Origin of the sequence: Sulfolobus tengchongensis (assembly GCF_036967215.1) — an archaeon.
In the GTDB taxonomy this organism is placed as follows: domain Archaea; phylum Thermoproteota; class Thermoprotei_A; order Sulfolobales; family Sulfolobaceae; genus Saccharolobus; species Saccharolobus tengchongensis_A.
The window spans coordinates 2,221,207-2,244,086 of record NZ_CP146016.1; the positions used below are offsets into that span (position 1 = coordinate 2,221,207).

Consider the following 22,880-nt stretch of genomic DNA (forward strand, 5'->3'; position numbering starts at 1 on the left):
CGTTTAGTTAGTTTAGTCTTTTGACTACGGTCTCGTAATCTAGCCTTGCTAACTGGGATCTCCTTTTAAGCTACCTTGCTTCATCGCCATCAAGAGTTTCTTCATCAACTCTCATTTTCATTTCCCTAAACTTCACATACTACTGTTTCCCTTTGAGTATTAACTCCTATTTCAGCTTCCTTAGTTGGCTTCTGATGCACATTATTCAGATTACTAGTCTAAAAAACCTTTAACGGGAGAGAGTTCCACGTCAATTTCAGGCTTTGATACTTCTTGCTTTTTAATCTTTTATGCCACAATACTTTTAACATGATACTCTCTGATAGGGATTTAAGATATTACCTAGAAAAGGGATGGATAAAAATAGATCCTCTCAATGGGGATACTGTTAGGGAAAATGGAGTAGATCTGAGAGTCGGTAATGAAATAGCTAGATTCAAGAAGACTGATAGGATTTTCGATCCAGATAATCCAGATCCCTCATTTTTTGAGATAGAGAAAGGAGAGGAATTTATAATCTCACCTTATGAACATGTATTACTAACTACTGAAGAGTACGTAGAACTGCCAAATGATATAATGGCATTCGTTAATTTAAGAAGTAGCTTTGCAAGACTAGGTTTGTTTATCCCACCAACGATTGTTGATGCTGGATTTAAGGGGCAAATAACAATAGAAGTAATAGGATCAGAATTTCCAGTAAAACTAAAGAAAGGGATGAGATTTATTCATTTAATTTTTGCTAGAACGTTAACGCCAGTTGAATATCCGTACCAAGGAAAGTACCAAGGACAAAAGGGAGTTACATTGCCTAGATTTAACTCACGAATTTCCAACTCTTACTCTCAGCATCAAAGTATATAATGCTACTTTGCCTTAATCTCTGAAAGAGTTTATATTCTTGTTTTGAGAGATATTTTTGCGCCTCCATTTCATCAGCAGTAGGTATGCTAGTTATTTTCTTTTTGAACTCATCGAAGAAATTAGAATCTATTGCTATTCTTTCTGCATCAGTTGCTATTACAACTGCACCTTGACTTTGTAGTCTATCAAAAAAAGCGTCTGGATTATTAAGCTTTAATTCAGATTCATATATTGCACCTTGTTCTCTCAATATATCTATCGCAGTCTTCTTATGCTGAGTTTCCGCTTTTATATTACTAGGCTTAGTTTCAAAACCTTTCTTTGATTTTTTACTTATATCCTTTGAAGTCTCTTTGTTCTCACCTAATTTTTCCTCTAATGCTTCTATTCTCTCTGTTAAAATTGCTATCTTTTGTTTTAGATCTTCAATCTGGGAGGTAAATGGATTTATCATATCTTGTATCTTTTTTTCTATTCTCGGTAATATCTGCTGAGAATTGTCTACTTGTACGTTATGAGAATATGATGAAGGTGATAATATGAGTGCTCTAATAAAATCGCCTACTAATATATATCCTTCTTTTCTTGCACGTTCCTCTAACTCCTTATACTCATCATCTGTTAATTTTATCGTTATGATTTTCATTACTCTCTACACTATTATTATTTAGGATATTATGATAAAAGAGTTTTAGCTTATCTTTTGCTTCTCTAATATCGAATTGATGAAGTTCTCCTCGTAAGGTACCCCTATAAATTCCACAGATTCATTTATTGCTATAGTTGGAACTGACATGACTTGGTATTTTTCAGCTATATCTTGGTTTTCATAAGCTTCTACTACCTCAGATACTACATTGCACTTCCCTATTTTACAAGCCTCGAAGGCAACCATGTGTGCCATTAATGCAGCATATGGACAATAAGGACAAGAGGGCGTAACCACGGTCTCTATTTTAACTTTACCATTTAATTTAGATTTAATTGCTTCTACCGTTTCCGGGCTTAAACCGCTTTCGCCTTGAGAAATTCTCACTATTGTTTCGATTAACGCTCTTATTTCTTCACCTAAAGGAGCACCTGTCCACCTAATATAACCTTTATAAAACGCCACAGTTGGCACTCTTTCGACGTTAAACTCTTCGAAAAGTTTTCTATCTTCCTCCTTCGTCCTATCTATTATATGTACCTTTAATAAACTATCACCATTACCATCTTTCGGTGCAGTGGATGCAATGAATTCCATAAATTTCTTAGTTACATCGCAATACTGACAATTACTATCACTATTATCTATAAACACATACACATCGACTGTATTTTTCATATCTTTTAGAGCATCTTGCAATGCATTTTTTACTTCATCACTAAATAATTCTGCATATTCTTCTTCCATTCTTAAACACCGTATATACAACATATCATTACTGGCATAAAAAGGTATTTCTAATCTTTTTATCTAAATCTCGTTCCTTCTACTTTATAATTATTATATTTTTTAAGTATATATTATAGCGAAACGTGATTTATTAATGATATCTTTACATCACCTAAAGGTACATTTGATTACTATACACGAATTAGTTATTCAAAAAACTGTTAGTAAATCTCCTAATTTACATTTAACTTCATTGGGCCTTATAACTAAAACATCATCTCCGTTTGGATTACTTTCTCTGAATATTATGCCATTAAATCTCTTTACCTTAACAGAATTATCAAGCCAACAGTCTGGCTCTAATGAGGCTTTAATACACGTCTCAGCTAAAAAAGTCTCAGCATCCCAACAGTACTCCTTAGGTACTTGAGGTAACAAAAGACCACTATATAGTATTCCTTTTTCAATTATTAAACCATCTTCCCCGACTTTTATAACCTTAGGTAGCTCCCATCTATCTTTGACCCTAATTTCCTCTGGTTTTGTTAGTATGGTAACCTCAACTACTATTTGAGATAACTCATCTCTTTGCAACGGATAGAATCTAGGATCTGAAAATGCCGATGCTTTTGCTGCAGATGCTACTATCTGTTTTAATGAAGCGACTGCTTCAATATAGCCAATGCATCCTCTTAAGGAAGTTGTATTACCATTTATCTTTTCTAAGGTAACGAAAGCTAGGCCCTTTTTATTCAATATAGGATTGTTATATTCTTCCAAATTTAATCTATCTAGATTAAATTTCTCCTTAATAGCTTTCCTAGCTATTTCTATTAATAATCGCCCTATCTCCTTGTTTAGCTCTTGAATCTGTACTAGATCCTCTTGCATCATTTTTTGCTTCTAATTTTACTAATGTAGAATTGGCTTTAATTATTACTTCCTCAATTGTTCGCCAATGCTTGCCCTTCCAATATTCTTTTTTACACTTAGTACACATCCATTTATTCTCTGAAATTTTATTCAGTATTGAGTTACATTGTGGACATCTAGTAGCATCTACATTTACTGATAGATCAATTTTAGACTTTAAAGCAATATATGCAAGATCTTGAATTATATCAAAATCCGGTGAAAGTAAAATACATTTTAATCCTCTCTTTACACTTCTAGAATAAAGCCCTCTATCCCTAGTTATAATTATCCTTTTTTGAGTCTCTGCAATCTTCAAAATTTTCCAATCTTCCAGTTTATTACTATATAATGTATCATAACCCATGATTCTTAACCATCTAGCAACCTTACCAAGCATTGCGTCTACAACAAACTTTTGTGATAACATTTCGATCATCTCAAAGTAAAATTATAAATAATAATTAAACTGAGAAACCATGTTGCGACATATATTGCAGTACCTTTACCAAAAATATTCCACATTTTCTTCTGTTTGAACAAAAAAAGTGAAAGCATCGCCGAGAATAAATAAAATGATAGAAGAAGCATTAATATTGAAATTGATGAGTTAAATAATATTGAAATACTCCCACTTATAACGCCTATAATACCTCGCATAATTAATATTTTATCTTCTACTTCCACATGTTTAGTGAATGAATTCTCAGAATATAAAATTACAGAGAAAAACCTCTATGACATACTTTGATCTAATAGCATGGGTCACAGAAAATAAGAAGATCATAGAAGGCTGCATTATAGATAACGTATTCTTGGTACAGAATAGTGAAAACACCTATATTTTTAAACTTCATTGTAGTGGAAGAGATCAAGATTTAATAATTGAGCCTGGTAAGAGAATAAATTTGACAAAATATAATTATCCAAAAATTTCATCACCAAAAATAACTATACTAAGAGAATTAGTAAGAGAAGATATAATTACAGATATACATATTATAGACAAGGAAAGAATAGTAGTATTAGAACTTAGAAGAGATGGGAAAAAAATAATAGCTGAGCTGTTACCGAGAGGAGTTCTTGTAATAACAGATAAGAATAACAAAATACTATTTACAAGCGAAAATAAGGAATTCAAGGATAGAATAATAAAATCTGGGGAAACCTATAAGCCCCCGCCTACACTGCAGCCAAGAAAAGAAGATATAGAAAAACTAATAAAAAATGGAAACATTGCGAAAGCATTAGGAATTCCGCAAGAAGTCGTAAGTTACTTAAATTTACAAGATTCCTTATTTGATCCTGAGATAGCGAAATCAAAAGTGGATAACCTAGAGAAATCACTTCTTAGTGGGAAAATAATCCCATGTATGATAAAGGATGTAACTGTAGTACCTTTTAAACTCAATGGCTGCGAAGAATATCAGAAGTTTAATGACGCATTAGACGAATATTTTTATAACATTATACAAAAGGAATTAATAGAAAGGTATTCTAAAAAAATATCTGAGGAAAAACAGAAAATAATGAACACTATAAAACAGTTAGAGGAAAGCATAAAAGAGTACGAAAACAAGGAAAAAACCTACCAAGAAATAGCAAATACAGTACTCTTGAAGGCTTACGAAATAGATCAATTACTATCTGAACAAAAACAGAAAAACAATAAAAAAATAATATTAAATCTGAATGGAGTAGAAGTGGAATTGGATACCTCTCTTACTGCAACTAAAAATGCAGAAAAATTTTTTGATAAGGCAAAAGAATATAAAAGAAAAATCGCTAAAGCATTAGAAAGTTTAAGTGAATTAAAGGAAAGATTAGAGAAAATAGAAAAACAAGAATTAGAGAAGCAGAATGAGATAAAACTTATCTTAAGAAAGAAGGAGTGGTACGAAAAGTATAGGTGGAGTATTTCTAGAAACGGATTCTTAATAATTGCAGGAAAAGATGCTAGTCAAAATGAAAGTATAGTTAGAAAATTCCTAAAAGATAACGATATATTTCTTCATGCGGATATTGTAGGTGCTCCCGCAACAGTGATCTTCACACAAGATAAGACTATTAATGATGAAGATATCTACGATGCTGCTGTAATGGCCGCATGTTATTCAAAAGCATGGAAATTAGACTTAGCTGCTGTTGATGTGTTTTGGGTTTTCGGAAATCAAGTCTCTAAATCACCACCTAGTGGTGAATACTTAAATAAAGGATCTTTTATGATATATGGAAAGAAAAATTTTGTAAAGAATGTAAAATTGGAACTAGCTTTAGGAATTGTCATAAATGGAAACACAGCCACGATAGTTGTTGGCAGTGAGGAAGCAGTAGCGTCTAAGACGAAGTTCTATGTCATTATAGCTCCCGGCGATGACGATAAGGATAAAATATCACAAAAAATACTAAAAGTATTTGCAAGGTCCCTCCCAGAAATAAGTGGCATAAATGCATTAAAGGTTGAAATTGAAGATAAAATACCAGGCAAGAGCAAAATCGTTAAGACAAGTGTAACATATAATAGTTAAAAACTTTAAATATATGTTAGGAATGAGACTTTCACTAGCAGAAAAAGCTTCACTTGTTGGAGCCTTTGACTATATTGTATTAAAAACATTATATAGCCTTAGAGGTAAAAGCGAGTTTGTGTCTTTCAACTCCTTAAGAAAGAAATTGGATGTGAAAAATGATGAAGAACTTAAAATTTCGTTATTAAAGTTAAACGAATTAAAACTAATCTCAAAAGACCCAACAGAATTCTCTTTTAGACTTACGTTTTCTGGGCTTGATATTTTAGGAATAAAAATGCTCTATTTAAATAGGATCTTATACAAATTAGCTGAAATAATAGGAGAAGGGAAAGAAAGTATAGTATATCACGGATATGATTTTGACAATAATAGAATAGTAACTAAGTTTCATAGGGTTGGTACGGATAGTTATAAGAAAATCAAGTTCAGAAAAGATTTAGAAAAAAAGGATTGGCTTTCTATAACTGTAGAAAATGCAAAAAGGGAATTTGATGCGTTAGAATGTATAAGAAGAGAAGGAGGTTATGTACCTAAACCATTAGGCGTTCAGTATAATGCAGTTGCGATGGAACATATTAACGGAAAAGAGCTTTATAAAAAAGCCGATACTGTTAACCTTAAAGAAATCTTGGAAAAAATTTTGGAAACTATGAGAATAGCTTATAATATTTGCAATATCACACATGGAGATTTAAGCCCATATAACATACTAATAGACGAGAGTGGAACTCCATTTCTTATAGATTGGCCTCAAGCTACAGATTCGGAAGAGATATTAAAAAGAGATTTAATAAATATAGCAACATTCTTTAAAAAACATGGAATAGAAGTAGATGTTCATAAAATGTTCGATTATGTAAGAGGGGTATCATGAAAATCATGGGTGTAGACATAGAGCCCATGGAAAGTCCTTCGAAATCTCAGCCAATGTATTCTGTGATTATTATAGATGAAGGAGAAAAAATCCTCTATAAATCAGAAAATGTGAGCTTAAGTAGATTAATAAGATTATGTTGGGAATATAATATTGATGTTCTTGCATTAGATAATATCTATGAACTAGGAGAAAATGACAGAGAAATCGTAAACATTATTAAATTACTACCTCAAAATACCAATATTGTACAAGTAACATATCATAATGGGGAATTCAAGCAACTAAAGGAATTAGCGAGAGAGATAGGATACGAGGTTCAAGGAAAACTAACTCCACAAAAAACTGCATATTTAGATGCAATATTGGCCTTGAGGGGGTATGGAACAAGTATAAAAGTTGAGGAAAAACGAACTAAGATAATAGTATCAAGAGGACGAGCGTTAGGTCCAGGTGGAATGAGCCAAAACAGATATAAGAGATTCATAAGGGGAACTCTTTTGCGAGTAGCTAAAGACATAAAGGAAAAACTTGACGCTAAGGGATTAGATTATGATATGATAGTAAGAAGATCTAGAGCTGGAATTGAAGGTGCAGTATTTATAGTATATGCTCCTAGGGATAGGCTTTTCGGTATAGTAAAGAAAATGAGAGGGCATGATGTCGTAGTGGATATCAAACCAATATACAAAAATAAAATTGAGTTTAAGGATAAAAAAGCTGAGAGAAGATTAATAGTTGGGATAGATCCCGGTATAGAAGTGGGTATATCAGTAATTGATATATACGGTAAACCAGTATTACTAACCTCGAAAAGAAGCATCGATAGAGACGATATAATATCATTAATTTCAAAGGAGGGAAAAGCAATAATAGTGGCAACTGATGTTAATCCACTCCCAGATACCGTAAAAAAGATTGCAAGTAAATTCAATGCAAGATTATTCATTCCAGAAAAAAGTTTAAGTGTAGAAGAAAAACAAAGACTTATTGAAGATTATTCTAAACTATATAAATTAAAAATAGATAATCCGCATATCAGAGATTCCTTGGCTGCTGCATTAAAGGCGTATTATGAAGTAGAAAATAAAATAAGACAAATTGAGAGTTTTATTAGTAGATTGGATATTGATATAATTAATGAGAATAAAATTTATGACTGCGTAATATATGGTTCTACTTTATCTGAATGTATAGAAAAAGAAATTGAAAAATACATTAAAAGGGATGACAAAAAAATTGAGGAAAAAAGTGATAAGAAGGATGAAAATATTATGTATAAATTAACCAGATTAGAAGAAGAGAATAAAGAACTAAAACTAGAATTATCAAGGTACAAGAAGCTAATTTATAACCTCATAGCTGAAAGGGATTCGTTATTGAGAAAAATCGATGAGATAAAACTGCAAATAAATAGGGATATAGAAAGGGATAGAAAAATTTACGAATTAAACTTAAATTTACAAAATGCTTATAAACTTATAAATGAACTAGAAATTAGAGAACTCACTATCCAAAGACAACTTGGAAAATTGAAAGAAATACTATATAAGTTAATAAATGGAAATGCTATAGTACTTAAGAAGAATAATGGCATTGGTAATATATTTTTTGATGGGAATAATCTTTATATCATTGACGAGAAAGTTAGTAACGAAATTGCAGAGTATGCAGATAAGGAAATCGTAATATTAGATAAATGTCTATTAAAAGATTCTGAGCTGTTATATAAGGAATTACAGATAGAGAAGTCCAAGAATATAGATATTAAAAAAATAATTGATGAATATAGAAACAGAAAAATTAAAAGAGAGTGACCTTTCCCTCTAATATTAATTCAGTAATCTTATTGAATGAACTTAACATCTCATCTACAATACCATTTATTTCATTTTTAGTCTCATCAGTAAGACTACCGTTATGAGTAACCACATCTACGTTAGCTATTAAAGGATCATCTATAGGTCTTCCTATTTGCCCTAAGATCTGTACTTGAGTGAACTTAACTTCCTTAACTTCCTCAGCTATTTTCCTGGCTATAAGACCAGCTATTACATTATATAACTTACCAACATGGTTAACTGGATTCTTACCAGCAGTGGCCTCTAAAGACATGGGTCTCATTGGTGTTATTAAGCCAATGCCTCTATTACCTCTTCCAGTCATTCCATCATCTCCATGTTCGGCAGAAGTCCCAGTCACAGTCAGATATAGTATATTTTTATCAATCTTATCTCCAGTATTAATATGAACTCTTACGTTATACTCTGGAGCAATCTTTGACGCTAGATCTAAGATCTCGTTCTTCACTTGCTCTTTTACACTAATATAGTGATTAACGTCTTCTATTAGCTCGCTAATTGCTGCCATTGCTATTGTAAGATCTACCTCATTATTCCTCCTTAGTCCCATAACCTTTATATCTTCTCCCACTTCAGGTAATTTAGATTTCAATTGTTTAGAATTCAGATATCTCTCTGTCTCATAAACTAGCTTTTCTAATCTGGTAAACGGTGCGAAACCTACTCCGAAACTAGTATCATTAGATAGAGGAACTCTCTTGCCTGCTTCGAAGATGCCTACTAAATCAGCCGAACCCTTGCCGATTTTATAATCTACTATAATATGTTTTTCTGGATCAAGATATCTAAAATTATTTTTTATCCACTCTTTAGCACTCTCTATTATAATTGTACCTATAGGGATTTGATCTATTCCACTTTCTGTTTTTACCTCAGTAGTCGCTCTGCCCGCTACTATTATGTAAATTGGATGTATTACGTCACCACCTTTAAAACGAGGTGAAGCTTGTCCTCCTACTACCAGTGTCTTATCCAGGTTGTGATGCAATATTACACCATATCGTTTCAGATAGTATAGAGAAAGCTTCCTACTTGCTTCCTCTGCTACAGCATCAGCAATATAGTCTGGATGACCTAATCCTTTTCTTTCTACTAGCTCAACTTGCAATTTCTCTATATCTGAAAGCGGATTTAACTGCACATTTATGTTTCTCATTATAGGTTCCTCAAACAGTATAATAATTTAAATCTTATTTCTCAGTGTTCATTACGGTTTCGTAGTCTACGCTGATAAATAATATATTACTACCTCTTATGAGAACTCTACCATATTTTGCTACAGGCTCAGAAGTACCTTCCCTAATTTCAGTACAATCTCTTAATACTAAATTCATTGTACCATCAGTTTGCTCTAACTTTCCTATATACTCAGAACCATCCTTAAGCTTTACTAATACTATCCTATTTACTGCAGTTCTTAGACTCTTCAACGGATTTTCTACTTTTGCTTGCACAATCTCAACCCCCATTTCTTAATTTAAACTTTATCTTGTATGCTTTGACTTGCTATTATATATGCATTATTGTTTATTAGAGTTGCGCTAAGAACCTATTAATTATGGATCTAATAATAGATGACCCAGAGAAAATTTATGAAATTTCTAAAGCCTTATCTACAATGACAAGAATAAATATATTACAATTAATCTCAGTTTATCCGATGAGTGTAACTGAACTCACTGAAAAACTTAAGATGAGTAAAGGAAACATAAGCTCACATATAGCAGAACTTGAAAATTTAGGTTTAGTCGATGTTGAATATCAAAATGGAATAAAAGGGATTAAAAAAGTAATAAAAGCAAAATATGATAGAATAATAATAATCCTAAAGCCCAGCAGCGGCCTTAATGAATCCTAAGTATATTGGGGAAGGATTATTTGGTCTGCTCTTAAACTCTGGATGAGCTTGAGTAGCTACAAAAAACCTGTGCTTTGGTAACTCTATAATTTCTACTAATCCATTATCACTAACTCCGGAAACAACTAAGCCAGCCTCTTGCAACATATCTACATATTTAGGATTAACTTCATATCTATGCCTATGTCTCTCATATACAATTTTCCTTCCATATAATTTATATGCAAACGTCCCTTCTTTTAATATAATTCTCTGTGCACCTAATCTCATCGTCCCTCCAAGCTGAGTCACATTTTTCTGTTCGTCTAGTAAAGTAATTACTGGGTCTTTCGTATTGGGATTTATTTCAGTAGAATTTGCATCAACTAAGCCTAATACATTTCTCGCAAACTCCACAACTGATAATTGAAAACCGAAGCATATGCCTAAAAATGGTATATTATGCTCCCTAGCATACTTTATAGCTTTGATCTTACCTTCAGCACCTCTGCTTCCAAACCCTGGTAAGACTATAATACCATCCGCTTTTCCTAGAATCTCATCTAAATTATTAGAATCTTTCTCTAGATCAGATGATTCAATCCATATTAGATTAGGTTTAACTCCCAAATACGCTGAAGCATGATAAAGTGCCTCTTTAATACTAATGTAACTATCTTTTAGTTTGGTATATTTTCCTACTAATGCGATATTCACAGTTTTTTTGCTATTAATTCCTTTCACATTGTTAACAAAATTTATCCAATCAGAAAGATCTATAGGACGATCCTCTAATTTTAATTTATTAAGTATCTTAGTAACTAGTCCTTGTTTCTCAAGAACTATAGGTACTTCATATGGTGTATCCACATCATAGCTGGAAACTATATGATCTACCTTAACATTTGTAAATAAAGCTATTTTACGTTTAGTCTCTTCATCTAAAGCTAAAGTGGCTCTACCTACTATGAAATCTGGTTGTATACCAATTCTCCTCAATTCTTGTACACTATGTTGCAGTGGTTTAGTTTTCAATTCTCCAGTTACAGATAAATATTCTACTAGAGCTATATGAACGAAAACCACATTATCCTCCTCTTCTAATTTAAGTTGCCTTACTGCTTCAAGGAATGGAAGACTTTCTATATCCCCAACTGTTCCGCCTATTTCGACTAGTGTAATCTCAGCGTTATTTATCTTTGCGGCATGCCTTATCATATCTTTTATCTGATCTGTGACGTGAGGGATAATTTGAACAGTTTGACCTAAGTATTTTCCCTCTCGTTCTTTCTTTATGACCTCAAAATATACCTTACCAGCAGTTATATTATTATATCTAGTCATGTTAATATCCATAAATCTTTCATAATGACCTAAATCTAAATCAGTCTCTGCACCATCATCAGTAACGTAAACCTCTCCATGCATATAAGGATTCATTGTACCGGCATCTACATTAATATAAGGATCTATTTTTACAGCCGTAACATTATATCCTCTTTTTTTAAGCAACATTCCAATCGACGCTACTAATGTACCTTTACCAACGCTTGATAGGACCCCACCTGTGACGATTATGTACTTAGTAGACACTAATATTCACAGTAATTTGCATTCACGACTATAAAATAAAAAGTCACTGTCAATTACTTTAAGTACTTTTTAAGCCATTATTTACCATAGATGAGAGAGGTACTACTTGAAAAACTGCATAATGGAAAATTCTTGCAAGTGGCACTAGATTTTATAGATATTAATGCTGCATTAAAAATAGTAAATGAAGTAAAAGACCTAGAAAACGAAATAATTGAAATTGGGACACCTCTATTAAAATCAACTGGGATAGAAGGAATTAGGAAAATAAAATTATTGCTAAATACAGATAAAATTATTGTTGCAGATACAAAAACTGCTGATGCAGGGGATGTTGAGGTAGAAATAGCGAAATTAGGTGGTGCGAACGTAATGACAGTTCTAGGAATAATGGATGACTCTACTATTTACTCGGCAGTTAGAAAAGCTAAAGAAGAAGATCTACTTGTTCAAGCTGATCTTATTAACGTTAAAAACATCTACGAAAGAGCAAAAGAACTGAAACAACTGGGAGTTGATATCATAGGATTGCATATAGGTCTAGATGTACAAAAAAGCAGAGGCATAACTATAGCAGACCTAAAAAATGAGATAAAGAAAGTATCTGAATTAGGTTTAATATTATCAGTAGCTGGAGGATTAAATAAAGATAGAATAATGGAACTAATAGAACTACCAATAAATATATATGTGGTGGGCAGTGCGATAACTAAAAGTAAAGAACCAAGAAGAACTGCTGAAGATATAGTTAACATATTAAAGGGCGGAAGATAATTATATATGGGGTTTAAAATTGTCACAGCCAGGTCAACAGAAATCTAAAGAATTGAAAATGGTTTCAAAACAAGTCATAAACCCTAGCATATTAAATGAAGATAAAAGGAAATTGCAACTGTTATATATAATAAAACAGATAGGGAAATTAACGGAAAAGTCAATAATAATGTTGTTATATGAACTAAAGCAAAAAGGTATTGATCTTGGATATCAATTTAATGTAATAGGTAATAACGTCTTTAGCCCAATGGTAAAAGAGGATTTAACTTCACTCTTGTATTTAGGCTTAGTAGAAAACGATCCAATATCTAAGAAAATTAATATATCTAATAATGGAATTGAAACATTAGAGAAAAGTCAATTAGAAGAAGATTTTAAGAATAAATTAGCTCAAACATTAAATGAAATAAAAACAAAAATAACTGCCTATGATGAGGAATATAACTTAAAAATAAAAAGTGAAATGAAATTGAGAAGAAGATAATAAAATTTATATAATTTTTATTTTATATTGTAGATAATGGGCCTCTTCTCTCTCTTTCTTGATGCTCCTCAGCTACTGGCCTAGTCCATATTAATGGATCCAATTTACCCTCTTTACTCATTTTAGAAATCATTTCTCTGAACTGGCTGGTATGTCTAATATCCAACTCTAATAACTTCTCTAGTAGTTGCCAACTGGTATTCTTCACATCCTCTAACATTTCCCTAGGCATATGTTTTATAACCATTGGATCTTGCAACCATTGATCAAAGGCCTTTAAGGTTCTCATCATATGCTGAAATGCAGTTCTAGATGCTAATATTAAATCTAATCTATCCATACTTTCTGTTGGCTCTTTTTTCTCCATATCCTTTAGAGTTGATAACAAATTCTTCTGCAACTTTATCCATTCATCTAAATTCCCTATAAATGAACTTTCCATTACTTTACACCATATTATACTCTCCTCAAACAAATTAATAAGCTCATTTTAAACGGAACGGAACACCGTTACTTAATATAGTTTTCGGAATTCTCTCCTTATATTTTTCTAAAAACTTTACGTCCTCTTCTTCTTTTCTTAACTTATCTGGTAACATCCTTGGAATTTCGTCAATTATTGGATACCATCTATTACAAGACTCACAAAAGAGTAGTCCATCAACTATCTCATGCCTAATGCAATCCTCACATGGAGGTGACGAATTTAAGTCCTTAACATAAGAAGACTTAAATGAACAGTACAGTTCACATAAAGGCTTTTTATCTTCTGAACTTAGCTCTCTTTCTACTTCCTTTTCTGAAAAGACATAAAGTTTAAGTGGGAAATGTTTACACATGGGACATGCAAGTAAATCCATTAATCTATATTTCATACTAATTCACTCACTAATTTCTCTAATTCTTGAGCTAATTCTTTGGATTTATTTTCATCTTTAGCTTCGACTAGTATCCTTATTATAGGTTCTGTTCCACTTTTTCTCACTAAAAGCCAAAAATCATTACCAATTATTTTTATCCCATCTATCGTTATTATGTTTCCATATCTTCCGTATTTATTAATTACTTCATTATAAATTTTCTGAATATTAGTATTTTCTGAGATTTTCACTTTAGTTTTTACTAGATAATACACAGGAAGTCTATTAAATAAACTTGCTGAAGTTTCATTTTCAGATGCCATCATATCTAACATTAAAGCAAAAGACATAGCCCCATCTCTTACAGCTTGATGAGGAGGATACATAAAGCCACCATTCTCTTCAAACCCAGCAACTCCCCCTTCTTTAAATAGCATGTGTGCTATATCTACACTGCCCACTTTGGTCCACTTTACCTCTATATTAAAATTCTTTAAATACTCCTCAACAAGGCTAGAACTGGAAACTGCAGTAAATATACGTTTAGGTAAATTAGGAGCTTTTACTGAAGCCCAGTATGAGAGTAGTGTACCACTTCTATCTCCCCATTGAACTCTACCAGCAGAATCTATGAAAATTGCTCTATCTGCATCACCATCGTGAGCTACAGCTAAATCCACATTTAATTCTCTTGCAACACGGGCAGTTTCCTTAAGGCTATCAAAAGTAGGTTCTGGAGTTCTAGCTGAAAATAATGGGTCCAAATTTCCATTAATAGTTAAAACCTTACAGCCCAGCTCTCTTGCAACAATAGGTGTAGTTAATGAACCTACGCTGTTTGCAGGATCTATAAGCACTTTATATCTTTTACTTCTTATCTTATTCACATCAACGTGTGATAGAATACCCTTTACATACACATCTATAACTCTTTTCTCCTTCTTAACATCATTTATCAATTCATTCCAATCGACAGAATTAAACCTATTATTAAAATAAATCTCCTCAATCTTATCTTCATCTTCTCTAGATATTTCAATACCATATGGAGAAAGGACCTTAATACCATTATACTCAGCAGGGTTATGACTAGCAGTTATGATAACTCCACCATCATATCCCATAGTCTTTACCGCATATTGAAAGGCAGGAGTAGGAGCCATTCCTGCTTCATAAACAATTACGCCACTACTCAGTAACCCACTCTCTACAGCCTTAAGTAACATATCACCACCTGCTCTAACATCCCTACCTATTAAAACCCTTGCACCTCTGCCAAAATATGAACCTATAGCCTTTCCTATTTTAAGTGCAAACTCGGGTTGGAGTTCACTATTAGTAATTCCCCTTATTCCATCTGTTCCAAATAACTTACCCATATAGTACTATAACTATCTTATAAGATATAAAGATAAGCATAGAAATTACGAGAGCTAGCTCTACATTTAACTAAAAATCGGCCTTGACGTAGAGTAAACTCAGATATTGAAAAATATTAGGAAGACTATTTTATCATCTTATTAACTATTTATCTATTAATTGTTATTATTGAAATAATTCGTTTCATCATGAAGACTAAATTATTTCTATATCTTTTCTCACAAACCCAGAATATTTTGAACTAAGAATATTCCTAAGTCTTTTCAAGAAATTTATATACGTAAAGAACTCTTGAGAGTGTCCGAAATGAGAGAAATTCAGTGAATAATTATTTGAAATCTATCCCATTAATGAAAAACTGAATAATACTTAAGTTGAGCAAATTGACATCTATGTTAGTCAATTTAACCTCAAATTAAGGTGATAACTTGGAACATAGAGTTAATTTTATACTTTATATTAAAATAGGCCGAATTTTATGCAATTCGGACACTCTCTCTTGACTACCTAACGATATAATGTATTTTCAATATTTTTCAGTTAGATAACTTTTAAAATGAGTCTAAGTTAATACTATTGGGGAAATATTAGATCATTATGGATATTATAGCCTAAATTGGGGATAAATTTAATATAAGTGTAATAATAATGTAAATTATGGGATATGTAGCCAAAGTTGATGATAGAGGAAGAATAAAATTACCAAAAAAGCTAGCCAATTCTAGCGAAGTGATAATAATTGATACTGGAACTTTCTTTATTGGTATACCAATTCCAAAAGATCCAATTCTAGCTACATCTAATGTTACCAATATAGACGTTGAGGTCTCACAGTTAAAGGAAGCTGCGGATAAGGAAGCCGAAAATGATGCGTTAGAAAATGCTAAGAAGAAGGGATTTATAGAAAAGTGATTTGAAATGTTACTCGAAAGTGATCTCTTAATAGCTCATCTGAAAACTAAAGATAAGCTAAAAGATATTGCAGACAAACTTCTATTAAAAATTGCTAAAGGTGAACTTACTGTTATCGTAAATAGGGAAATAATTCATGAAATATATTATGTTCTACGCAATTTGAATTTTTCTATACAAGATATACTAATTAAGATAGGTGCTTTAAAAAGTATCCCTAACATTGAATGGATCCCAACTACTATAGACACTGATCTCTTAGCTATGGCTTTGATGAGTCAATATGGAATAGCTTCCATTTTTGATGCATACAATATAGCCACTTGTTTGCTTTACGATAAAGATAGAACTATTATTTCAACAAACCATATATATGATAGGATAAACAGTATAAAGAGAATAGATCCTAGAGACCTTATATAAATCTTCATGTCTACTATTAGGGTTTACGTAAATCTTTGTCTGAAACATACCATAGTTTCGTCATGAATGCATAAATTATTTCTATTTTTTGACACTTATCTTCATCCCTTATCCTATACAAATCTTATCTTTTAGCCTCATATTATAGATATCATAGGTACCTTAAATTCTCATTACTTGGCAGCGCTACGTACTTGTTTTTCCCAAGGGTGAGAGAAATAGGGAAAATCATAGGTTATTTCTTATCTTTGTTAGAGGATGTGGATAACGAATTTGTATTGAAATATACTAAAATTTTAGAAATATTTTTAATAATTCAGATTTATTTTTCAAGGTGATGATTTTATGTCTACCGCGTAGAGTAAACTGAGAGAAGAGAAATGGCGTTAAGCTTATTTTAATAGAAGTAAGATAATTAACAAGGGGCTCAGCTCGTAACGGGTTCATCGTGGATCAGCTCTCGCTCCATTCATCGCCATGCCCCCGTTTTCTAATTTCGACTTTTGAAGTATTTAGATCTTTCGGTTTTTATTTTCACTCTATTAATATCTCATTAGTAATAATATTACAGTATAAGGCTAAGCAAGCCATCACGCCTTCATCTTCTGTCTACCCTTCTCGTCATCGCCTCAATAATGAAATGAGATCTGATATGGCAAAGACAATAATAGAAATCCTATGAACATAGTTATTCCGTTGATAGTAGGATTATCATATCTGAAATGGGCATAATTTTTGAAACAGTATAAGATTGTAGTTCAGGGTATTTTTTGAAGATATCGTCTAGTCCTTTAATAAATGCATCAATATAGAGTATAGCATTAGTAAGAGAGTCTGGGATTATTACATTTCTAGCTGGAGTCAGTAATTTAGTATATTCATCAAAAGATAATAGTTTAGAAGGATCTTCGGTACGCTATCGCTCACCTCCCTTTTACCGTTTTTTCAGAAGATACCAGTAAGTAGAAGATATTTCCTTAGGTTTTCCGTATTTTTCATTAATATGTTGTAACATTCTTTTTTTCTAGTGGGTTCATCAATTTTTTCAGTTAATCATCTGGGAACTCCTCACTCCCCGCTAAAAACTGTCAAAAATATCTAACAGAGTTATATGACAGTATTTACTCACTCCCTTAGAAAAACTCATATAACAAGTCATATAACAAAAACATCTTACGTAAAATTTCTCTTTCTAGGAACTTTCTTTCAATTTAATATAAAGAAGGGCTCGGGCCGGGATTTGAACCCGGGACCTCCGGGTCCACAGCCCGGCGCTCTCCCAGGCTGAGCTACCCGAGCCAAGCACTATTCTATATCATTATCCGGCTTATTTTAAACTCTTCTTTTGTTATCTTCTTAGTTCTTCCCTTACTATGTCTAGTATCCTTCTAGCAACAACTGTTTTGAAATTTTTTTCTATTTTCCTTACATTCCCTATTTTGTCTATTACAATAACTTCATTGTAGTCAGATGAGAAGCCTATATCTTTTCTTCTAACGTTATTAGCAACAATTAAGTCAAAACCATGCCTTTTCATCTTAATCTTTGCCTTCTCAATCAACTCCTCATCTGAATTTACAGTTTCTGCAGAGAAACCTACTAAGAAGACTCCATATTTTTTAATATGCTCACTAATTTTGGGAGTTCTTTCTAATTCTACCTTAGGTATTTCCGTATGACTATCTATTTTTGTATTTGACTTAGTACTAAACTTATAATCAGCAGGCGCACCAGCGAGAATTACAGCATCGTACTTAGCTTTTTCTAGATTCTTAGTTACTTCATTTAACATTTCTTCTGTAGATTCTACATGTGATATGTCTTTAACGTATGGCCTTAATCTAGAGCTTATGGGACCAGAGACTAACTTAACATTAGCACCTCTAAAATAAGCTTCATTTGCAATAGATATTCCCATTGTTCCACTGCTAGGATTAGAAATAAATCTGACAGTATCAAGATATTCCCTTGTCGGTCCCGCAGTAACCAATATGTTGAGACCAGCTAGGTCTCTTCCTCTTAATATGTATGATGTTATTCTGTATGTTAAATATTCCAATTCTGGATAATGTGCTATGTCCCCTACTATATCCGGTTCAATTATTTCTACTCCCATTCCTTTTAGCCTATCTATTGCACTGACGACTTGTGGAGATATATACATTTGCAGATGCATAGAAGGGACTACGATTAAGGATTTCTTCATCCCGATGAAGTTTAACGCTGTTACAGTTATTGGCGTATCAGCTATTCCATAAGCTATTTTAACTATGGTATTAGCCGTAGAGGGAGATATTATCATTACGTCATTATCTTCTGCTAAAGTAACATGCTCTAAATCGCCTGTAAGTCTAACATTCACATCATTTCCCGTTGCCCATTTAAACATCTCTGGAGAAATCAGCTTTGAGGCATCCTTACTCATCATAACATTTACTTCTGCCCCAAATCTCATTAAGTTTCTAGCTAAATCTAAAGACTTATAAATTGCAACACTTCCAGTTACTGCTAATAATATTCTCTTTCCAGACAATTCCTTACTGATACTCCCAATTATTTTCTTTGAAGGATGCACCATGTATGTGTGCATATATATTAACTACATTATATAAAGATATTGATATGGAAATCGCTGAAAAGACTGAAGGAAAAGATTTTGTTATAAGGAATGCAAGAATGGACGATATAGATCAGATAATAAAAATAAATAGAGCAACACTACCTGAAAATTATCCATATTATTTCTTTGTAGAACATCTAAAGGAATATGGCTTAGCCTTCTTCGTAGCCGTAGTTGAGAACAAGGTAGTAGGATATATTATGCCCAGAATAGAATGGGGATTTAGTAATCTGAAGCAATTGCCTGCGCTGGTTAGGAAAGGCCATGTGGTTTCCATAGCAGTATTAGAGGAATATAGAAGAAAGGGAATAGCCACGTCTTTATTAGAACATTCAATGAGAAGTATGAAGAACGATTATAATGCTGAGGAAGTTTATCTTGAGGTAAGAGTTAGTAATTATGCTGCAATAAGCTTATATGAGAAACTTGGATTCAAAAAGGTTAAAGTTCTAAAGAATTATTACGCCGACGGAGAAGACGCTTACCTTATGGCTAGATCTTTATAAGTGATTTGAATTTTATCTCATCTTTTTCCGGATAATACTCCACGTAATATCCCCTATTTAAATTGCCTATAGATATTACTCTGGTCCTACCTATATAATAGTCGCCTTGAATCTCGGAGTGTGCATGAAAAAGTATCTTAGGTTGATTAGATAAGACTTTAGATAAGACACTTTCTAAACCTATCTTCACACTATCAATAATACCGGTGATCGAATCTTTTGGAGGATAATGTGTAACTACGATATCAGATGAAAAATCGGAAGATATATTTAAAATTCTAGTAAAATATCTTCCACTATTACGTAAATATTTCAGAATTGAAACGTCCTCCATTTCTCCGATTATACCTTGAAAATTTCTTATAAATTGAGGGCACTCTATATCTCCTAAACCTATAAAAAGATCTGTATCAAAATTGTTAAGTAATTCTATTAAATTTATATCACATTGAAAACCTGCTATCAAAGTTATTTTTCTTATACCACTCATCTAGATAATATATACCTAATGCTGAGGCTATAAGATCAGCTGTTGATCCTGGATTAAACCTATTTTCAACCAAATATTCATTAAGCAGATTTAACTCATGAGAAGATGGACAATCGGAAATCATTCGAGCAAACTTCGATACCTTAAGTGCAACAGAAGCACCATATTTTTTGAATATTAACGTATCTGGGTATTCTGAAAGAATGCGTATAAAAGCCCTTTGAATATCATTTTCAAATCCACATTTTCTCTCTTTTATAATCTTATACGCTTCAAAAGTTATGAAGTATTCATTTGTAATATTTAATGCTAAAATATCATATTTAGATGAAAATTCCATAAGTTTAAAAAAATCTATATTTTCTATTTCCCTATAATCCATTGAACTTAACTTACCTAGATAAGTTAAACTTAGTTCCCTTAAGGCTTTAATAAACCACCCAGCTTCATCAGTTCCTAAGCGTTTTAGAACATAGCCTACTCCTCTTTTTAAGCTAAAGACATCTTTTACTGCAATTGATTCATACGCAATTGGTGCCAACAACATATAGGTACCAAAGAGTTGATACTCAAATCCAAGCCTTCTAGCTCTGATTACTAAGTCGTATAATGTATCATATATCCTCTTTATCCCTTTAACCCTTCTCACGCACAGCTCTCTATAATATTGGCTTGATAATGTAGCACTTCTTACAAGATCAATGTATTTTACGTTAGCAAGATCTTGGAACCTACTGGCATTGCCTGGTTTAAAAACATACGATTCAACCAATGAGGCTTGAGCCAGAATATAAGCAATTTCATTACAAAGGTTTAACGTATCCTCTAACATCAATATCCCCAATAATTACAACATTCTCATTCTGGCATTTCATTAACATGCCTTCAATTTCAACTTCTCTCTCTCCAAATAAAGCAGAAGAGAAAATGCCCTCATAGCTTACTACCTTATTAACATTATAAATATTATTACTTATAACATTTGCAATAGATGGATAAAATAAAGCCTCACAAGTACCCGAAATCGTAGCTCTAAATTTAATCCTGCCTACCTTTTTGCATACATCGCTACAATATTTCCAGGGTCTATCATCAACAAAAAGAATTGACACCCTTTTACCTTTATAAACTCCACGTCTTCTATTATCGTATAATATATCTGCAAAATCTATTCCATAATTTTCGTTAGCTTCATATATCCATTCGTAATCCTTCTCAAATCCCGTAAATGTCTCCATGAAGTCTAAGGTCTTTTTACACCCATATATTATTAGATCGATGTCTGAATCTTTATGATAACTATTCAACAAGATAGATCCAGTTACGCCTACCTTATCGACTCGTATATATTTTTCAACAATCTCTATAAGCCTATATAAAATCTCGTCATTTATACTTCTGCTTAATATTTCTTGTAGCTTCTCTTCGGGTTTCAAATGTTTAACGATATTGGAAAGGTTGACTATGGGAAAGGAAGCATCATAACAACTTTCAAAATTGAATTTTTGTTTAACTTTAATAAGATTATGTATTCCATATCTTTTCAATACCCTTTCATATCCATTCCAAATTCCCTTACCAGTATAAATATACTTGAGATAGGCAAATATATAACCAGGAGGATTATAATTTGTTAATACTGTATATACATTATTCTCCTTATCAATTATAATGTCCCTATCCAAGAAATAACCTCTTCCCACTCTCTCAGCCTCACGTATGAAATTGGAGTTCCACTGCTTTCTAACATATCTAAGTAATAACGCAGATTACCCCCAAAATAAGCATTAGCTATAAAAGCTGAACCAACAGCAGACTCTTTAAATTTAAAGTCATACTTCTCGCCAAAGTCTAAGGAGTTCTTATTATAGCCAGATACGATTATAGGTAAGTGATATTTTTGACTATACCATTCAGCAATTATTCTTATAAGATCTAAATTCCTATTAATGTTATAAATTGTTGATTTATTAATGCCAGAATACTTACTAAGAAGATACGCAACTTCTCCATCTAGGCCATTCAAATAGGTACCACCATATCCATCTATTATTTTACCTTTAATTACAACTATAATTGCGGAAAATTTTCTACCCATTTCAATTAAAATGAAATCATCAACCTTCAGAAAAACTCTATAAAAAAACGCTGAGGCTACTTTGTCTGCAGTCCCTTTATCTATCACGTCAATTTTCTTTTCAGTTGGCACACTCTCTAATTCAATAACAGATGGCACGGTGAAAGAGTTATAAGAGCTTAAATACTGCCTAGATGCCAATAAAAAATCTCTTAAGGGACCATGAGAATTAGGATCTTTCAGTGTAAGCAAAAAAATTTCTTTCCCACCTATATTTCTTATATTATAAAAAGGTAAACCGTGACCAGAAGGTAAAGCGATTGACATAGGGCGATAATTTGCAATCAATTTAGCTAAAACTATGGAATTCTTCTCAATCAAATCCGTAGGTATTTCAAAATAGTTAATCAAATTTCCTAGCTCATCAACAAATGCAAAAGCATAAGTTTCACTTCCAGGATCAATACCTGCATAAATCATCAGTGGCTGCCTCGCTATAT

The 22,880-nt window shown here is 32.4% G+C and carries 26 protein-coding genes and 1 tRNA gene; 10 read left to right on the forward strand and 17 right to left on the reverse strand.

All coding sequences use genetic code 11. The features are described from left to right. Nucleotides 1-309 precede the first annotated feature (309 nt). On the forward strand, nucleotides 310-864 hold the full coding sequence (gene dcd, locus V6M85_RS10710) for a dCTP deaminase (protein WP_338599811.1): 555 nt from the start codon (nucleotides 310-312) through the stop codon (nucleotides 862-864). Here the strand turns inward: dcd and V6M85_RS10715 are convergent. From V6M85_RS10715 to V6M85_RS10735, 5 genes are all read right to left on the reverse strand, one after another. After that, nucleotides 818-1,510, reverse strand: a complete 693-nt coding sequence (locus V6M85_RS10715; protein WP_338599815.1) for a CopG family transcriptional regulator — start codon at nucleotides 1,508-1,510, stop codon at nucleotides 818-820. The two genes, dcd and V6M85_RS10715, sit on opposite strands and share 47 nt — an antisense overlap. A 45-nt stretch (nucleotides 1,511-1,555) precedes the next feature. Beyond that, on the reverse strand, nucleotides 1,556-2,260 hold the full coding sequence (gene pdo / locus V6M85_RS10720) for a protein disulfide oxidoreductase (RefSeq protein WP_338599817.1): 705 nt from the start codon (nucleotides 2,258-2,260) through the stop codon (nucleotides 1,556-1,558). 192 nt (nucleotides 2,261-2,452) lie between these two features. Then, nucleotides 2,453-3,136 carry an AmmeMemoRadiSam system protein A gene (gene amrA / locus V6M85_RS10725; RefSeq protein ID WP_338599819.1) on the reverse strand — a complete coding sequence of 228 codons (684 nt, stop codon included), beginning with the start codon at nucleotides 3,134-3,136 and terminating at the stop codon, nucleotides 2,453-2,455. After that, nucleotides 3,063-3,593 carry a Mut7-C RNAse domain-containing protein gene (locus tag V6M85_RS10730; RefSeq protein ID WP_338599821.1) on the reverse strand — a complete coding sequence of 177 codons (531 nt, stop codon included), beginning with the start codon at nucleotides 3,591-3,593 and terminating at the stop codon, nucleotides 3,063-3,065. Before V6M85_RS10730 ends, amrA begins: the two co-directional genes overlap by 74 nt. Continuing rightward, nucleotides 3,590-3,841, reverse strand: coding sequence for a hypothetical protein (locus V6M85_RS10735; protein WP_338599824.1), 252 nt, complete (start codon nucleotides 3,839-3,841; stop codon nucleotides 3,590-3,592). Before V6M85_RS10735 ends, V6M85_RS10730 begins: the two co-directional genes overlap by 4 nt. An 11-nt stretch (nucleotides 3,842-3,852) precedes the next feature. On the opposite strand from V6M85_RS10735, the gene rqcH reads away from it, so the two are divergent. The 3 genes from rqcH to V6M85_RS10750 are packed head-to-tail and all read left to right on the forward strand — an operon-like array spanning nucleotide 3,853 to nucleotide 8,376. Continuing rightward, the gene (gene rqcH / locus V6M85_RS10740) at nucleotides 3,853-5,682 is read left to right on the forward strand and encodes a ribosome rescue protein RqcH (protein ID WP_338599826.1); all 1,830 of its coding nucleotides are present in this window, start codon (nucleotides 3,853-3,855) and stop codon (nucleotides 5,680-5,682) included. A 22-nt stretch (nucleotides 5,683-5,704) separates the two neighbouring features. Next, nucleotides 5,705-6,559 carry an RIO1 family regulatory kinase/ATPase gene (locus V6M85_RS10745; RefSeq protein ID WP_338599828.1) on the forward strand — a complete coding sequence of 285 codons (855 nt, stop codon included), beginning with the start codon at nucleotides 5,705-5,707 and terminating at the stop codon, nucleotides 6,557-6,559. Beyond that, entirely contained in the window at nucleotides 6,556-8,376 is a 1,821-nt protein-coding gene (locus V6M85_RS10750) for a DUF460 domain-containing protein (protein WP_338599831.1), read from the forward strand. The genes V6M85_RS10745 and V6M85_RS10750 overlap by 4 nt, the downstream gene beginning before the upstream one ends. On the opposite strand, the gene V6M85_RS10755 is transcribed toward V6M85_RS10750, so the two are convergent. Beyond that, complete coding sequence (locus tag V6M85_RS10755) at nucleotides 8,363-9,580, reverse strand: methionine adenosyltransferase (RefSeq protein ID WP_422398141.1); 1,218 nt, start codon at nucleotides 9,578-9,580, stop codon at nucleotides 8,363-8,365. The two genes, V6M85_RS10750 and V6M85_RS10755, sit on opposite strands and share 14 nt — an antisense overlap. 31 nt (nucleotides 9,581-9,611) lie before the next feature. Beyond that, on the reverse strand, nucleotides 9,612-9,875 hold the full coding sequence (locus V6M85_RS10760) for a U6 snRNA-associated Sm-like protein LSm6 (RefSeq protein WP_338599837.1): 264 nt from the start codon (nucleotides 9,873-9,875) through the stop codon (nucleotides 9,612-9,614). A gap of 104 nt (nucleotides 9,876-9,979) precedes the next feature. Here V6M85_RS10760 and V6M85_RS10765 point away from each other — a divergent pair, with 104 nt between their 5' ends. Beyond that, the gene (locus tag V6M85_RS10765) at nucleotides 9,980-10,279 is read left to right on the forward strand and encodes an ArsR/SmtB family transcription factor (RefSeq protein ID WP_338599840.1); all 300 of its coding nucleotides are present in this window, start codon (nucleotides 9,980-9,982) and stop codon (nucleotides 10,277-10,279) included. Here the strand turns inward: V6M85_RS10765 and V6M85_RS10770 are convergent. Beyond that, on the reverse strand, nucleotides 10,247-11,851 hold the full coding sequence (locus V6M85_RS10770) for a CTP synthase (RefSeq protein WP_338599842.1): 1,605 nt from the start codon (nucleotides 11,849-11,851) through the stop codon (nucleotides 10,247-10,249). The two genes, V6M85_RS10765 and V6M85_RS10770, sit on opposite strands and share 33 nt — an antisense overlap. Nucleotides 11,852-11,941: 90 nt before the next feature. On the opposite strand from V6M85_RS10770, the gene V6M85_RS10775 reads away from it, so the two are divergent. Together V6M85_RS10775 and V6M85_RS10780 are read left to right on the forward strand one after the other, a co-directional pair. Further along, nucleotides 11,942-12,625 (forward strand): orotidine 5'-phosphate decarboxylase / HUMPS family protein, encoded by a 684-nt coding sequence (locus V6M85_RS10775; protein ID WP_338599844.1) that lies wholly within the window; start codon nucleotides 11,942-11,944, stop codon nucleotides 12,623-12,625. Nucleotides 12,626-12,644: 19 nt separating this feature from the next. Further along, a complete protein-coding gene (locus tag V6M85_RS10780) occupies nucleotides 12,645-13,112 on the forward strand; it encodes a hypothetical protein (protein ID WP_338599846.1) in 468 nt (155 codons plus the stop codon). 22 nt (nucleotides 13,113-13,134) lie between these two features. On the opposite strand, the gene V6M85_RS10785 is transcribed toward V6M85_RS10780, so the two are convergent. Genes V6M85_RS10785 through glmM form a run of 3 tightly spaced genes read right to left on the reverse strand, consistent with a single transcriptional unit; the run spans nucleotide 13,135 to nucleotide 15,351 of the window. Further along, the gene (locus V6M85_RS10785; protein ID WP_338599848.1) at nucleotides 13,135-13,554 is read right to left on the reverse strand and encodes a DUF2153 domain-containing protein; all 420 of its coding nucleotides are present in this window, start codon (nucleotides 13,552-13,554) and stop codon (nucleotides 13,135-13,137) included. Nucleotides 13,555-13,597: 43 nt separating this feature from the next. After that, the gene (locus tag V6M85_RS10790) at nucleotides 13,598-13,987 is read right to left on the reverse strand and encodes a Trm112 family protein (protein WP_338599850.1); all 390 of its coding nucleotides are present in this window, start codon (nucleotides 13,985-13,987) and stop codon (nucleotides 13,598-13,600) included. Further along, nucleotides 13,984-15,351: a phosphoglucosamine mutase gene (gene glmM / locus V6M85_RS10795; protein WP_338599853.1), complete on the reverse strand. Its 1,368-nt coding sequence runs from the start codon at nucleotides 15,349-15,351 to the stop codon at nucleotides 13,984-13,986. Before glmM ends, V6M85_RS10790 begins: the two co-directional genes overlap by 4 nt. 658 nt (nucleotides 15,352-16,009) lie before the next feature. Here glmM and V6M85_RS10800 point away from each other — a divergent pair. Together V6M85_RS10800 and V6M85_RS10805 are read left to right on the forward strand one after the other, a co-directional pair. Next, nucleotides 16,010-16,264, forward strand: coding sequence for a VapB-type antitoxin (locus tag V6M85_RS10800; RefSeq protein ID WP_338599855.1), 255 nt, complete (start codon nucleotides 16,010-16,012; stop codon nucleotides 16,262-16,264). A gap of 6 nt (nucleotides 16,265-16,270) precedes the next feature. Next, a complete protein-coding gene (locus tag V6M85_RS10805; RefSeq protein WP_338599858.1) occupies nucleotides 16,271-16,687 on the forward strand; it encodes a VapC toxin family PIN domain ribonuclease in 417 nt (138 codons plus the stop codon). Nucleotides 16,688-17,912: 1,225 nt separating this feature from the next. Here the strand turns inward: V6M85_RS10805 and V6M85_RS10810 are convergent. Both V6M85_RS10810 and coaBC read right to left on the reverse strand, forming a co-directional pair. Beyond that, nucleotides 17,913-17,986, reverse strand: a tRNA-His gene (locus tag V6M85_RS10810). A gap of 49 nt (nucleotides 17,987-18,035) precedes the next feature. Beyond that, nucleotides 18,036-19,277, reverse strand: coding sequence for a bifunctional phosphopantothenoylcysteine decarboxylase/phosphopantothenate--cysteine ligase CoaBC (coaBC, locus tag V6M85_RS10815; RefSeq protein ID WP_338599861.1), 1,242 nt, complete (start codon nucleotides 19,275-19,277; stop codon nucleotides 18,036-18,038). 32 nt (nucleotides 19,278-19,309) lie between these two features. Between coaBC and rimI the strand changes: the two genes are divergently transcribed. Then, complete coding sequence (rimI, locus tag V6M85_RS10820; protein ID WP_338604755.1) at nucleotides 19,310-19,813, forward strand: ribosomal protein S18-alanine N-acetyltransferase; 504 nt, start codon at nucleotides 19,310-19,312, stop codon at nucleotides 19,811-19,813. Here rimI and V6M85_RS10825 read toward each other — a convergent pair. From V6M85_RS10825 to V6M85_RS10840, 4 genes are read right to left on the reverse strand one after another with little or no spacing between them, the layout of a single operon-like run. After that, on the reverse strand, nucleotides 19,800-20,303 hold the full coding sequence (locus tag V6M85_RS10825; protein ID WP_338599864.1) for a hypothetical protein: 504 nt from the start codon (nucleotides 20,301-20,303) through the stop codon (nucleotides 19,800-19,802). The two genes, rimI and V6M85_RS10825, sit on opposite strands and share 14 nt — an antisense overlap. Beyond that, a complete protein-coding gene (locus V6M85_RS10830; RefSeq protein ID WP_338599867.1) occupies nucleotides 20,257-21,135 on the reverse strand; it encodes a triphosphoribosyl-dephospho-CoA synthase in 879 nt (292 codons plus the stop codon). The genes V6M85_RS10825 and V6M85_RS10830 overlap by 47 nt, the downstream gene beginning before the upstream one ends. Next, nucleotides 21,107-22,006 carry a nucleotidyltransferase domain-containing protein gene (locus tag V6M85_RS10835; protein ID WP_338599869.1) on the reverse strand — a complete coding sequence of 300 codons (900 nt, stop codon included), beginning with the start codon at nucleotides 22,004-22,006 and terminating at the stop codon, nucleotides 21,107-21,109. The genes V6M85_RS10830 and V6M85_RS10835 overlap by 29 nt, the downstream gene beginning before the upstream one ends. After that, nucleotides 21,970-22,860, reverse strand: coding sequence for a DUF1464 family protein (locus V6M85_RS10840; protein WP_338599871.1), 891 nt, complete (start codon nucleotides 22,858-22,860; stop codon nucleotides 21,970-21,972). The genes V6M85_RS10835 and V6M85_RS10840 overlap by 37 nt, the downstream gene beginning before the upstream one ends. Nucleotides 22,861-22,880 lie beyond the last annotated feature (20 nt).

What these genes read in the sequence shown, in the direction of transcription:
- dcd (WP_338599811.1), top strand. Translation starts at nt 310, where the DNA reads ATGATACTCTCTGATAGGGATTTAAGATATTACCTAGAAAAGGGATGG.
- V6M85_RS10715 (WP_338599815.1), bottom strand. Translation starts at nt 1,510, where the DNA reads ATGAAAATCATAACGATAAAATTAACAGATGATGAGTATAAGGAGTTA.
- pdo (WP_338599817.1), bottom strand. Translation starts at nt 2,260, where the DNA reads ATGGAAGAAGAATATGCAGAATTATTTAGTGATGAAGTAAAAAATGCA.
- amrA (WP_338599819.1), bottom strand. Translation starts at nt 3,136, where the DNA reads ATGATGCAAGAGGATCTAGTACAGATTCAAGAGCTAAACAAGGAGATA.
- V6M85_RS10730 (WP_338599821.1), bottom strand. Translation starts at nt 3,593, where the DNA reads ATGATCGAAATGTTATCACAAAAGTTTGTTGTAGACGCAATGCTTGGT.
- rqcH (WP_338599826.1), top strand. Translation starts at nt 3,853, where the DNA reads ATGAATTCTCAGAATATAAAATTACAGAGAAAAACCTCTATGACATAC.
- V6M85_RS10745 (WP_338599828.1), top strand. Translation starts at nt 5,705, where the DNA reads ATGAGACTTTCACTAGCAGAAAAAGCTTCACTTGTTGGAGCCTTTGAC.
- V6M85_RS10750 (WP_338599831.1), top strand. Translation starts at nt 6,556, where the DNA reads ATGAAAATCATGGGTGTAGACATAGAGCCCATGGAAAGTCCTTCGAAA.
- V6M85_RS10765 (WP_338599840.1), top strand. Translation starts at nt 9,980, where the DNA reads ATGGATCTAATAATAGATGACCCAGAGAAAATTTATGAAATTTCTAAA.
- V6M85_RS10775 (WP_338599844.1), top strand. Translation starts at nt 11,942, where the DNA reads ATGAGAGAGGTACTACTTGAAAAACTGCATAATGGAAAATTCTTGCAA.
- V6M85_RS10785 (WP_338599848.1), bottom strand. Translation starts at nt 13,554, where the DNA reads ATGGAAAGTTCATTTATAGGGAATTTAGATGAATGGATAAAGTTGCAG.
- V6M85_RS10790 (WP_338599850.1), bottom strand. Translation starts at nt 13,987, where the DNA reads ATGAAATATAGATTAATGGATTTACTTGCATGTCCCATGTGTAAACAT.
- glmM (WP_338599853.1), bottom strand. Translation starts at nt 15,351, where the DNA reads ATGGGTAAGTTATTTGGAACAGATGGAATAAGGGGAATTACTAATAGT.
- V6M85_RS10800 (WP_338599855.1), top strand. Translation starts at nt 16,010, where the DNA reads ATGGGATATGTAGCCAAAGTTGATGATAGAGGAAGAATAAAATTACCA.
- V6M85_RS10805 (WP_338599858.1), top strand. Translation starts at nt 16,271, where the DNA reads ATGTTACTCGAAAGTGATCTCTTAATAGCTCATCTGAAAACTAAAGAT.
- coaBC (WP_338599861.1), bottom strand. Translation starts at nt 19,277, where the DNA reads ATGCACACATACATGGTGCATCCTTCAAAGAAAATAATTGGGAGTATC.
- rimI (WP_338604755.1), top strand. Translation starts at nt 19,310, where the DNA reads ATGGAAATCGCTGAAAAGACTGAAGGAAAAGATTTTGTTATAAGGAAT.
- V6M85_RS10825 (WP_338599864.1), bottom strand. Translation starts at nt 20,303, where the DNA reads ATGAGTGGTATAAGAAAAATAACTTTGATAGCAGGTTTTCAATGTGAT.
- V6M85_RS10830 (WP_338599867.1), bottom strand. Translation starts at nt 21,135, where the DNA reads ATGTTAGAGGATACGTTAAACCTTTGTAATGAAATTGCTTATATTCTG.
- V6M85_RS10840 (WP_338599871.1), bottom strand. Translation starts at nt 22,860, where the DNA reads ATGATTTATGCAGGTATTGATCCTGGAAGTGAAACTTATGCTTTTGCA.